At 51.8% G+C, this 11846-nt stretch carries 11 protein-coding genes; 10 read left to right on the top strand and 1 reads right to left on the bottom strand.

Annotated elements, in window-relative coordinates:
• Positions 1-5: 5 nt before the first annotated feature.
• From EYB31_RS23920 to ppk1, 8 genes are all read left to right on the top strand, one after another.
• A complete protein-coding gene (locus EYB31_RS23920; protein WP_131015951.1) occupies positions 6-500 on the top strand; it encodes a phosphatidylglycerophosphatase A family protein in 495 nt (164 codons plus the stop codon).
• Between the two features lie 261 nt (positions 501-761).
• A complete protein-coding gene (locus EYB31_RS23915) occupies positions 762-965 on the top strand; it encodes a glutamate decarboxylase (protein WP_131015950.1) in 204 nt (67 codons plus the stop codon).
• A 40-nt stretch (positions 966-1005) separates the two neighbouring features.
• Entirely contained in the window at positions 1006-1878 is an 873-nt protein-coding gene (gene accD / locus EYB31_RS23910) for an acetyl-CoA carboxylase, carboxyltransferase subunit beta (protein ID WP_131015949.1), read from the top strand.
• Positions 1868-2842, top strand: coding sequence for an acetyl-CoA carboxylase carboxyl transferase subunit alpha (accA, locus tag EYB31_RS23905; RefSeq protein ID WP_131015948.1), 975 nt, complete (start codon positions 1868-1870; stop codon positions 2840-2842). The genes accD and accA overlap by 11 nt, the downstream gene beginning before the upstream one ends.
• On the top strand, positions 2835-4592 hold the full coding sequence (gene pyk / locus EYB31_RS23900; RefSeq protein WP_131015947.1) for a pyruvate kinase: 1758 nt from the start codon (positions 2835-2837) through the stop codon (positions 4590-4592). Before accA ends, pyk begins: the two co-directional genes overlap by 8 nt.
• 151 nt (positions 4593-4743) lie before the next feature.
• The gene (locus tag EYB31_RS23895) at positions 4744-5226 is read left to right on the top strand and encodes an acyl-CoA thioesterase (RefSeq protein WP_131015946.1); all 483 of its coding nucleotides are present in this window, start codon (positions 4744-4746) and stop codon (positions 5224-5226) included.
• Positions 5219-5614, top strand: coding sequence for an FxsA family protein (locus EYB31_RS23890; protein ID WP_131015945.1), 396 nt, complete (start codon positions 5219-5221; stop codon positions 5612-5614). Before EYB31_RS23895 ends, EYB31_RS23890 begins: the two co-directional genes overlap by 8 nt.
• A 152-nt stretch (positions 5615-5766) precedes the next feature.
• Positions 5767-7911, top strand: coding sequence for a polyphosphate kinase 1 (gene ppk1, locus EYB31_RS23885; protein ID WP_131016071.1), 2145 nt, complete (start codon positions 5767-5769; stop codon positions 7909-7911).
• Here ppk1 and EYB31_RS23880 read toward each other — a convergent pair.
• Positions 7835-9382: a Ppx/GppA phosphatase family protein gene (locus EYB31_RS23880; protein WP_131015944.1), complete on the bottom strand. Its 1548-nt coding sequence runs from the start codon at positions 9380-9382 to the stop codon at positions 7835-7837. The genes ppk1 and EYB31_RS23880 overlap by 77 nt on opposite strands.
• Positions 9383-9560: 178 nt before the next feature.
• Between EYB31_RS23880 and EYB31_RS23875 the strand changes: the two genes are divergently transcribed.
• Both EYB31_RS23875 and citZ read left to right on the top strand, forming a co-directional pair.
• On the top strand, positions 9561-10307 hold the full coding sequence (locus EYB31_RS23875; RefSeq protein ID WP_131015943.1) for a DUF1906 domain-containing protein: 747 nt from the start codon (positions 9561-9563) through the stop codon (positions 10305-10307).
• A 370-nt stretch (positions 10308-10677) separates the two neighbouring features.
• Positions 10678-11790 carry a citrate synthase gene (gene citZ, locus EYB31_RS23870; protein ID WP_131016070.1) on the top strand — a complete coding sequence of 371 codons (1113 nt, stop codon included), beginning with the start codon at positions 10678-10680 and terminating at the stop codon, positions 11788-11790.
• The last annotated feature ends 56 nt before the right edge of the window (positions 11791-11846 follow it).

Raw genomic sequence — 11846 nt, 5'->3', positions numbered from 1 at the left:
TCCTGGTGTCCGTTCAACCGATCATTGAGCTGCTTCGAAAACGCGGGGTTACCATAGATCAAGTCGCAGATATCGTGATGAAGCTGCAAAAACCGTACAACCCGAAGCTGACTATGCAAACATGCACCGACAGCGTGCTGATCGTGTTGAAAAAACGCGAGGTTCAATATTCGCTGTACACCGGCATTGCGCTTGACGAGCTGGCGGAGCAAGGTTTGCTGCCGCAGCCGCTGCAAACGATCATGGAGCAGGACGCTTCATTGTACGGAGTCGACGAAACGCTGGCGCTGGGCATTGTCCATGTATACGGCATGATTGGACTCACCAGCTTTGGCTACTTGGACAAGATGAAGATGGGCGTCATCCGCGATTTAAACGATCATGCGAACGGCATTCATGTATTTTTGGACGATTTGGTATGTGGACTTGCCGCGGCGGCTTCAGCCAGAATCGCACACGATCATGAGGATGAGAAAGATTTTTTGGACAGCATCCCTTAATAAACTCCGCTCCTCCTTCTTCAGCTTCTTGCAACCTTCTTGGTGCTGAAAAGCCGACTTTTTGAATTTGTACCTAGAAATCGGCGATATCCCGGTTGTCACGCATAAAGCGCTTTGTTGCGGGAAAAAGGCAAGTTGTGATATCATTGATCCATTGTATGGCATGAGTCTGTCTATAAGACAGGCTATTTGGCACTGATGTCGGCGGCAACCGGGCGTTAGGGTAACGGTTCCGATTTGCAGGACAGGAGGTCTTTTTTCATGTGGACGGTGATTTACATTGCACCGACGGCCAAAATTGCAGAACGAATTAAAGAAAAGATGACGGAAGAAGGCTTTCTCGTTCAAGTGAGAGCGATCAGCATGACGAAAAACCAATTTGAAATATTGGTTCCTGAAGGAGAACTTGAGGAAGCGCAGGAGGTTCTGAACTCGATTCTGCATAGGACGTCATCCGATTACTGACCGTTTTCCCGAAGAAAAGAAATGTCTGTGAGGTGTATCCGTGGCAATTAAAGATTTTTTTCAGAAAAAACGCAAATATGCAACCATTCCTTCGGAACGGACCAAAAGGGATATTCCCGAAGGTTTGATGAATAAATGCCCGCTTTGCGGCACCATTCAATTCAGCAAAGAGCTGGACAAAAATTTAAAAGTATGTACGGCTTGCGGCTATCATTTTAAATTGAACGCGGTGGAACGCATTCAAATGACGATGGATGAGGGCCGCTTTTTTGAGTACGACGCCGATATGATGTCCGAAGACCCGCTTGGATTCCCGGATTATTCCGCGAAATACGAGAAAGCGGTCGAAGGTACGGGGCTTAATGATGCTGTGATTACCGGCGAAGGCACAATCGGCGGCTTCCCGGCCGTCGTTGCCGTGATGAGCTTTGATTTTATGGGCGGCTCTCTTGGTTCCGTTGTCGGCGAGAAAGTAACTAAAGCGATCGAAACCGCCATGCAAAAAAATTATCCGGTCATCGTATTTTCGACTTCGGGCGGAGCGCGTATGCAGGAAAGCATCCTCAGTCTGATGCAGATGGCCAAGACAAGCGCAGCCATTCAAAAGCTGTCGGACCAGGGCGGTTTATTTATTTCCATCATTACCGATCCGACATTCGGCGGCGTAAGCGCAAGTTTTGCGATGCTGGGCGACATTATTTTGGCCGAGCCTGGCGCAGCCTTCGGTTTTACTGGCCGTCGTGTCATCGAGCAGACGATCCGCCAGAAGCTGCCCGACAATTTCCAGACGTCCGAATTCAACTTGAAGCACGGACAGGTCGATAAAGTGGTGGCACGCAAGGACATGCGCAGCATGCTGACCAAAATTCTCGACTTGCATTCAGTAAAGGGGGCGAGCTCTTATGGCGGGTGAACTGCCTTTTGAACAACCGCTGATCGAGCTTCGTGCCAAAATCGACGAGCTGCGTAAATTCGGCACCGATAAACACATCGATTTCTCCGATGAAATCTCCCGGCTGGAGGAGAGGCTTAAGCAGTTGGAAGATGAGATGTACAACGATTTGTCGACCCAGCAAAAAATGCAAATCGCCCGTCATCCACAGCGTCCGACGACATCCGATTACATTCAGCAAATATTTACCGATTTTCTTGAGTTTCACGGAGACCGCTTGTACGGCGACGATTTGGCCATCGTTGGCGGCATCGCCAAGCTGAACGGGATCCCTGTGACTGTTGTCGGCCATCAGAAAGGCAAGGACACCAAAGACAATATCGCCCGCAACTTCGGCAGCCCGCACCCTGAAGGATTCCGCAAAGCACTGCGGCTTATGCGTCAAGCGGACAAGTTCCGCCGTCCGCTCATTACGTTTATCGATACCAAGGGCGCTTTTCCCGGCAATGCAGCCGAGGAACGCGGCCAAGGCGAGGCGATTGCCAGAAACCTGCTGGAAATGGCCGGTTTTCGCGTGCCTATCATTTGTGTCGTCATTGGCGAAGGCGGCAGCGGCGGCGCGCTGGCGTTAGGCGTAGGCAACCGCGTGCTGATGCTGGAAAATGCCGTTTATTCGGTCATCAGTCCGGAAGGTGCGGCTTCCATTCTGTACAAGGACGCTTCCAAATCGATGGAAGCGGCGGAAGCGATGAAAATTACCGCAAATCATATTCAAGAGCTTGGCGTCATCGACGAGATTGTGCCCGAGCCGAAAGGCGGCGCTCACCGCGACGCGACTGTGCAGGCGGAAGCGATCAAACAAGCAATTTGGCGGCATTTAGAGGAATTGCTTCGATTAACGGAAGAAGAGTTGGTCGAAGATAGATATAAGAAGTTTAGAGACATTGGCAGATTTACTTATATTCAGGAGGGCAATCATGCGTAAAACGAAAATTGTATGTACCATCGGACCTGTCAGCGAATCCGTTGACATGTTCAAAAAACTGATCACAGCCGGAATGAACGTCGCTCGTTTGAACTTCTCCCACGGTGATTTCGAAGAACACGGCAACCGGATCAACAACGTACGCCAGGCGTGCAGAGAACTTGACAAGACGGTAGCGATTTTGCTGGATACAAAAGGTCCGGAAATCCGCACAGGCAAGCTGAAAGGCGACCAGAAGGTCGAACTCGTTCAGGACAAGCACATCGTGTTAACGACGGAACAAATCGAAGGCGATGCCGATCGTGTTTCCGTAACTTATAACAATTTGCCGCGCGACGTGAAGATCGGATCCACGATTCTGATCGACGACGGTTTGATCGGTTTGGAAGTAGTCGACATTCGCGGCAGCGAAATCAACTGCTTGATTAAAAACGGCGGTCTGCTTGGAGGCAAAAAAGGCGTTAACGTGCCGGGCGTGAAAATCAATCTGCCGGGCATTACCGAAAAAGATGCCGCCGACATCGTGTTTGGCATTGAGCAAGGCGTCGATTTCATCGCCGCTTCTTTTGTGCGTAAAGCGGCGGACGTCTTGGAAATCCGCGAAATTTTGGAGCGCCACAACGCTTCCCATATTCAAATCATCTCCAAGATCGAAAACCAAGAAGGCGTCGACAACCTGGACGAAATCTTGGAAGTGTCGGACGGCCTGATGGTTGCGCGCGGCGACCTTGGCGTGGAAATTCCGGCCGAAGACGTGCCGATCGTGCAAAAAGCGATGATTAAAAAATGTAACCAAGTCGGCAAGCCGGTTATTACGGCAACGATGATGCTGGATTCGATGCAGCGCAATCCGCGTCCGACGCGGGCGGAAGCAAGCGACGTGGCCAATGCGATCTTCGACGGCACCGATGCGGTGATGTTGTCCGGCGAAACGGCGGCAGGCAAATATCCGGTAGAATCCGTACAGACGATGGCCCGCATTTCCGAGCGCTCCGAAACGGCGCTGCAGCATCGCGAGATTTTCTTGCGTCAAAGCGCGGTGCAGCAAAAAACAGTCACCGAAGCAATCAGCCAAGCGGTAGCGAGCTCGGCGCTTGATCTGGACGCAAGGGCGATTCTGACCGCAACCGAAAGCGGCTATACGGCACGTATGGTGTCCAAATACCGTCCGAAAGCTCCGATTATCGCCGTCACTCCGAATGAGCAAGTGATGCGCCGCCTCAGCCTGATTTGGGGAGTTGTTCCCGTTAAGGGCGAAGAATGCAATTCGACGGACGAGCTGTTCGAAGCGGCTGTTGACAGTGCGGTAAAAACAGGCCATGTAAGCCTTGGCGATCTGGTCGTTATTACGGCAGGAGTGCCGGTTGGCCGCTCCGGAACGACAAATCTGATCAAGGTGCACCATATCGGCGAAATGATCGCCAAAGGCCAAGGCATCGGAACGCAGACAGCGACAGGCAAAGTGGTTGTTGCCAAAAGCGCGCAGGAAGCGATCGAAAGAGTAAACGAAGGATCCATTCTGGTCGTCGTATCGACGGACAAGGACTACATCCCGGCCATCGAGAAGGCGGCGGCTTTGATTACCGAGGCGGGCGGCATCACCTCGCATGCTGCAGTAGTTGGCCTGAGTCTGGGCAAACCGGTTATCGTCGGCGTCGATCGCGTGCTGGAGCTGATTCCGGATGGCACGGAAGTGTCGATTTATCCAGAAGTCGGCGTCATTTATTCCGGTCGTTCAAGAGTGCTGTAAACGGCTGTTTGGTTATACGGTGTAAGCATAAAAGAGTGAAGCGGGATTTCCGGTTTCGCTCTTTTTTTGTAAGAAGGGTGAGCGATTTCACTTTTCAGCAGCCTGGGGGACGGCAAGTTTTGCCCCCCCATTTTCATAAGGAGGACAGCGCATGTGGCACAAGCATACGATACGGGTGCGTTATCAGGAAACGGACCAAATGGGCGTCGTCTATCATGCCAATTATTTGAACTGGTTTGAGATTGGGCGTACCGAGCTCATCCGGGCGTTGGGCATGACTTATCAGTCGCTGGAGGAGCGGGGGCTGCTGCTGCCTGTAACCGAGGCGAACATGGCTTTCAGACAACCTGCGCGTTACGACGATGTAGTTGGCATCTATACGCGGATCGTCAGCCATTCGAATGTGCGCTTGGAGTTCGCTTCGGAAATCAGGCGGTTGCCTGCCGTTCAAGATTCGGCGATTCGGATCGCGGATGCGGAGATCGGCAAGGAAGGGGAATTGCTTGTCAGCGGCGGCACCCGGCATGTATGGGTCGGAAGGAACTGGAAGCCGCAGCGTATCGATAAGGAAGCGCCGGATTTGTTTGCTTTGTTGAATGCGAACAAAGAAAAAGGGAGCGAAACCGATGTTTAAGGCACTGGTTGCGTTAATGATCATAGTACCTGCGATTGAAATTTGGGGTGTCATTACCGTCGGCAAAATCATCGGGGCGTGGGAAACGGTCGCCCTGCTGCTGCTGACCGGATTTGTCGGCGCTTTTATTGCCAGAAGGGAAGCGCGCCGGGTATGGGAGTATGCGCAAGTTCAACTGAGGCAGGGGCAAATTCCAGGAGACTCGATTGTCGAAGGAATCTGTATTTTTGCCGGCGGGGTACTGCTCATGTCTCCCGGATTTTTTACCGATATCGTCGGATTTTTGCTCGTATTTCCGCTGACCCGCCCCTTTTTTAAAGCCCTTGTGCTTGCTTATATCCGCAAAAAAATCGCAAACGGCCAGGTGCATATGTTCAAGCGATGGTAGATGCTCGGGGAATCGGATTTTTCATTCATTTTCATAATCGTTTACATAAACTTAACGCCAAGCCTTGAAGCTGCCATAGTAAAATAAAAGCGAAGCTTGTGAAAAAACGTCGAGACCTGTCGGTTATCGTCTCAAAATTAGTGGAGGTTTCCATGACCAACGCGGTAAAAGAGCATGTACCCCGGGAGTCGCCGTCGATTTATATTAACCGCGATTTAAGCTGGATCGAATTCAACTGGCGTGTACTGGAGGAAGCGCAAGACCAGAGCACCCCGCTGCTGGAGCGGATGAAGTTTATTTCTATCGTGTCTTCCAATCTGGACGAATTTATGAGCGTCCGTGTCGCAGGTGTGAAAGATCAATTGAAAGCGGGTTACACCAAAAAAGATTTTACCGGCTACACTCCGGCCGGCCTGTTTAAGCGGATTATGAAGCGTACTGCCAAGATGGTTTCGGAGCAGTACAAGGCATTCCGCGAAATTTCCCGGGTACTGGCCAGGGAAGGCATTATTTACACAGATTACGAAAGCTTGAACGCATCGCAGAAAAAGACGATGGATGCGTATTATCACGATATTATTTTTCCGGTGCTTACCCCGATGGCGGTGGACCAGAGCCGGCCTTTTCCGCTTGTTCATTCGCAGGCGCTGTATTTGGCGGTCATATTGGATCGTGAAGGCGAAGAACACGATGACGAGGATGCTTATTTTGCAATCGTTAAGGTGCCTTCCAACTTATCGCGGTATATTCTCGTTCCGGCTCGGACAAACAGCAAGAAGCAGGAATATATTTTAATGGAAGATTTGATTACCCAGCATATCCAGACTTTGTTCAGCGGATATATCCCTGTCGCCGTACACGGCTTCCGCATTACGCGCAATGCGGATTTGACCTTAAACGAAGAAGGCGCGGAAGACCTGCTGGAGGAAATCGAAAAGGAGCTGCGCCGCAGAAGATGGGGGGCCCCGGTCCGGCTGGAAGTGCAGGAAGGCATTCATCCTTATGCGCTGGAGCAGTTGAAAGACGAGTTCGAAATATCGGAGCACATTTTCGAAATTGACGGCCCGCTTGATTTGACGTATTGCATGAAGCTGGCTGGAGCGCTGCCGCGAAGTGAGCACTTGAAATACGAACCGATCGAACCGGAATATCCGCAGGAATTCGAAGAAACCGATGATATGTTCGAAAGGATCAGGCAATCGGATGTGCTGCTGTATCATCCGTACGAGTCGTTTGACGCAATTACCGATTTCATCTGTCAGGCAGCTTACGATCCGCAGGTGCTTGCGATCAAAATGACATTGTACCGGGTCAGCGGCAATTCGCCGATGATTCAAGCTCTGGCCAGGGCAGCCGAATCCGGCAAGCAGGTTACGGTTGTCGTAGAGCTGAAAGCGCGGTTCGACGAGGAACGGAACATCGCTTGGGCGCGCAAGCTGGAGCAAGCAGGCTGCCATGTCGTCTACGGTCTTGTCGGTTTGAAAACACATGCCAAAATTACGCTTATCGTCCGTCAAGAGGAGGAAGGCTTACGCCGGTATGTGCATGTGGGCACAGGCAATTATAACGACAGCACGGCCAGACTGTACACCGACGTGGGGCTGCTTACGGCCCATTCCGTGATTGGTGAAGACGCCTCGGCGCTATTTAACGAAATTACGGGGTATTCGGCCCCGCATGATTGGCAGGCGTTTGCCGTCGCGCCGACAGACATGAAGGACAAGCTGTTTTCGCTGATACGCCGGGAAGCGGAACATGCCCTCGCCGGGAAAAAAGCTCATATCATCGCCAAAATGAACTCGGTCTCCAACCAGGAAATGGTCGACGAGCTGTACGCCGCTTCCCAGGCCGGGGTGCATATCGACTTGATTGTCCGCGGGGTGTGCTGTTTGCGTCCGGGAGTGCCGGGACTCAGCGACAGGATTACGGTGCGCAGCGTTGTGGATCGTTTCCTGGAGCATTCGCGGCTCATGTACTTCGAGAACGGCGGAGAGTCGGAAGTGTACATATCCAGCGCCGATTGGATGACACGCAACCTGACGCGGCGCATCGAGCTGCTCTGTCCGGTATTCGATAAGAAGCTTCAGCGCATTCTGACCCGTATTTTGAAGCTGAGCCTGCACGATAACGTCAAGGCCCGTCTGCTTCAATCCAACGGGTTGTACACGCGTGTAGAGCAAAAAGAAGAGCTGCTTCGCAGCCAATTTGCGGCTATGAAGATCAGCTCATGGAAACATGGCGGTCATGCTCGAGCGGATCGGCATGAATCACAAGAGACAACCCCCACATCTTTTTAAAATCTTTACTCAGCGCCTCCGCTGCTCGAATTTCGAGTGCGGGGGTTTGTTTGGCTTTCAGGCGGATATTCAGCTTTTTGTTGTCCGCTAAGGCAGTCATCTCCTCGACGGTCATCGTATGTCCGCAATCAAGCGCCGCGGCGAGCTGAATAAGGCTTCCCAACCGGGCGATCCGTTCAAGATCCGGCTCCTGCAAAATATCTTTATGTTTTAAATAAGATTGATGGGTGCGTTTTTTCGTTTTATAATCGGCAGCCAGCGAGCACAGCAGCGTTTCGCGGTGTGTGATGCCGTCGAGCCGTGAATGGGCGATAAGATAAGCGGAATGAACCGGAAACTTGTAATAGTTCACGGCTACCCCGATGCGGTAAAGCAGCGCTGTCACGGAAGCCAGGAGACGATAACGCGGCGGTAGTCCGTGCTTGTCCTGCAATGCGTCAAATAAAATGGCGGTATAACCGCTGACACGCTCCGCATGCGGCAAAGGCGCGGCATTATGGAGCAGCAGCAGATTTCTGGCGCTGCGCTCGGCAATCGACAGACGCTCGTCCGGCGGATGACTTTCGAAAAATAACCCGTCCCGCAGACCTGAACCGCTGACAATATAATGAGAGGCGCGCGCGGCATGAAACAAGCTGTGAAGGATCGCAAGGCCCGGGATGATAATGTCGTAGCGGTCCTTGGACAAGCCGTCGACTTTCTTTCGTTTCTCCGCGGACATAACGCCTAACGAAGCATATATTTCATCGACTTCGGCTGCTTTCATCATATAGTGATGAGTCAGCGGAAGCGAGTATTTGCTGCGGCGTTGACTGATTTTGCACAAGCTGCGGATCGTGCCGCCAAGGCCGATCAGCGGCAGGCCGTGATGCTCTTGAAGCCACGGATGTTCCTCCAGCGCCTTGGTTACCATTGACTTGATCCCGTTCATTGCAGCAGCCGAAAGAACTCCGTCAACGGCAAAGCGTTTTGCCGTATTCACAGCTCCGAAAGGGAACGAAACGCTGTTCAGCAGCCGGCGATTGCGAAATACGGAAACTTCGGTGCTGCCTCCCCCGATATCGATCAAAATGCCGCTGTCAATGTCCAGCGTATGTATGACGCCGATAAACCCGATTCGTGCTTCATCCGCCCCGGAGAGCAGCTCAACGGTGATTCCGGTCCGGTTCTTCAGTTCGGCGATAATGTCCTGCGTATTGGCGGCGTTCCGGATCGCAGCCGTAGCGACAGCGCGAATGCCGGCTGCCTCATAAGCTTTGCATATCTCCTTAAACTGCAGCAAGATTCGGACGATCCCGTCGATCATTTTGGCCGTGAACACCTGATCGTCCCCGATCTTCTGGCTAAGCCGCGCCGATTCCTTGCATTCGTGAATAACATGGAAAGCGCCGGACGGATTCTGTTCATAGATGACGAGTCTGATCGTATTGGAACCGATATCAATAAAGGCGCTGCGCATAGCTGAGTTCAAAATCCCGTCTCTCCCATCCATTTTCGTAATGTATCTATTTTAACAAGTCGCTGCGCGAAGCGCAAAAGAACTGTAAAAGCAATGAAGGGGCGTCAGGCCGGACAATTCCTCTTCCTTGAGTGCCCGCACGGGCTGCATACGAAGGTGAATATACTGTACGATCATGGGGGTGATAACGATGTCCAAAGGGTTTGATTGTGCAACCCCGCTTACAGCCGCGCTCGCCCGAAAATTCAAAGCGGATGGCTATGCTTTTGTATGCCGCTATCTTGCTCCTCCCGGATCGGGGAAACGTCTGACGGCTGCGGAAGCGCAGGTTTGCACCGATGCCGGATTGTATCTCGTTTCCGTTTTTGAACGCACCGCGGACCGCGCGTTGGGCGGCGCCGCAAACGGCGCTGAAGACGGCGCTATGGCGCTGCAGTACGCACAAGAAGTCGGACAGCCCAAAGGCTCAGTCATTTACGCCGCGGTGGATTTTGACGCTACCGCTTCCAACTATAACGCAATTGAAGCATATCTGCGCGCTTTCGATCAGCAAATAAAGGGATATGAATGCGCAGTGTACGGCGAATACGAAGTTTGCAAAGCCATGCTCGACCGCGGCGTCGTCAAGAAGGTTTGGCAGACGTATGCTTGGAGCCAAGGGGCCAGATTGACCGGAGCCAACTTGTACCAGTACCAGAACGATATCGTCGTAAATGGAATCGGTGTTGATCTGGACGAGTCGAATGGAGACGCCGGGGGGTGGCAAAAAGGGATGGCCATTGAACAAGCAACGGCTCTTGATGCGGGAGTAGCGCAAACCATTATCAATACGTGGATTGGTCCGGCATGGCACGAAGCGACCGATCAGCAATCGAAAGATTATTTGCACTGGCTGGCGAACGAGCTGCGCAAAGCATCCGGGCAGCCATTGGAATAACGCTTTTCTCTCCCGCGGGAACTGCGGTCCGAGGAACGTCGGGCCGCGGCGGCCGGCGGTTTTTTTTGCTTTTAATTGATGATTTTTTATGAGGAGTAATGTTCATACTATACCTGTCGCGTACCGCAAATCGATGAGAACTGGATACATAGTGACGTCAGATAGCCGGAGATAGCTTAATTTTATGATAGTGATAATGAACTTTTATGTCCCAGTTTGTTCACATTGCGAAATAAATCCTTTATCATAAAGTATAGCGACAAACGCTTCCGGCGTTTTGTTTTGTAACATGAAAGACGAAGGACAGGCAGGATCGGGGGGCGCGCCTTTCGGTCTTGGCCTCATTTTGTATGTAAAAGGAGAGATTGCATTGACGGCAACCAAAGGTTTGGAAGGGATTGTAGCAGCGGAGTCTTCCATCAGCTCCATCATTGACGGCGTACTAACGTATCGCGGTTATAATATTGACGATTTGGCGGAAAATGCGACTTTCGAAGAAGTAGCCTACTTGTTGTGGTACGGCAAGCTGCCTAACCGGGCGGAGCTTGCTGGGCTGATCGACCAGCTTAATGAGTACGCGCCTATCTCGAATGAAGTGATCAATCAAATCAAGACATATCCGAAAGATGCCAACTCCATGGCGGCACTTCGTACGGCTGTTTCCAGCCTTGCATTATATGATGCTGAAGCGGGCGACATGAGCCGTGAAGCCAATTTGCGCAAAGCGATTCGCCTGCAGGCTCAACTGCCGACGGTGATTGCGGCGTTTTCCCGCATTCGTGAAGGCAAAGAGCCGATTGCGCCGAAGAAAGCTTCTTCCGTCGCAGAAAGCTTCCTCTACATGCTGACCGGCAAAGATCCTGAGAAAGTGGCCATCGAAGCACTCGATAAAGCGCTCGTATTGCATGCCGACCACGAGCTGAACGCTTCCACGTTTGCGGCTCGCGTTACGGTTGCGACGCTTTCTGACATCTACTCCGGCGTAACTTCCGCGATCGGCGCGTTGAAAGGCCCTCTGCACGGCGGTGCAAACGAAGCGGTTATGGCTATGCTTGAAGAAGTCGGCACTGTGGAGAATGTAGAAAACTACATTAGCACTAAGCTTGCCAACAAAGAAAAAATCATGGGTTTTGGACACCGCGTATACAAAAACGGCGATCCAAGAGCAAAACATCTGCTAAAGATGTCCCAAGAACTTGGCAAAATGACAGGCAACTTGAAATGGTTCGAAATGTCTGTCAAAATTGAAGAGTTGGTAACCGGCCAAAAAGGCCTGAAACCGAACGTGGACTTTTATTCCGCTTCCGTATATACGACGCTGGAAATCCCGCGCGACCTGTTCACGCCGATTTTTGCAATCAGCCGTTTATCCGGATGGACAGCTCACATTCTCGAGCAGTTCGAGAATAACCGTTTGATCCGGCCTCGTGCGGAATACACAGGTCCGACGCATCAAAAGTACGTTTCCATCGATCAGCGCTAATCTCCGGCTGGCAGGATTGAACCGTAAGGCAACAAGGCATTCATAATTTTAACAAA

It is taken from the genome of Paenibacillus thalictri (assembly GCF_004307995.1).
Lineage (GTDB): Bacteria > Bacillota > Bacilli > Paenibacillales > NBRC-103111 > Paenibacillus_AF > Paenibacillus_AF thalictri.
The sequence above is the reverse complement of the archived record's forward strand: the minus strand, read 5'-3'. Positions and strand labels throughout refer to the sequence as shown.

What these genes read in the sequence shown, in the direction of transcription:
- EYB31_RS23915 (WP_131015950.1), top strand. Translation starts at nt 762, where the DNA reads ATGTGGACGGTGATTTACATTGCACCGACGGCCAAAATTGCAGAACGA.
- accA (WP_131015948.1), top strand. Translation starts at nt 1,868, where the DNA reads ATGGCGGGTGAACTGCCTTTTGAACAACCGCTGATCGAGCTTCGTGCC.
- pyk (WP_131015947.1), top strand. Translation starts at nt 2,835, where the DNA reads ATGCGTAAAACGAAAATTGTATGTACCATCGGACCTGTCAGCGAATCC.
- EYB31_RS23895 (WP_131015946.1), top strand. Translation starts at nt 4,744, where the DNA reads ATGTGGCACAAGCATACGATACGGGTGCGTTATCAGGAAACGGACCAA.
- EYB31_RS23890 (WP_131015945.1), top strand. Translation starts at nt 5,219, where the DNA reads ATGTTTAAGGCACTGGTTGCGTTAATGATCATAGTACCTGCGATTGAA.
- ppk1 (WP_131016071.1), top strand. Translation starts at nt 5,767, where the DNA reads ATGACCAACGCGGTAAAAGAGCATGTACCCCGGGAGTCGCCGTCGATT.
- EYB31_RS23875 (WP_131015943.1), top strand. Translation starts at nt 9,561, where the DNA reads ATGTCCAAAGGGTTTGATTGTGCAACCCCGCTTACAGCCGCGCTCGCC.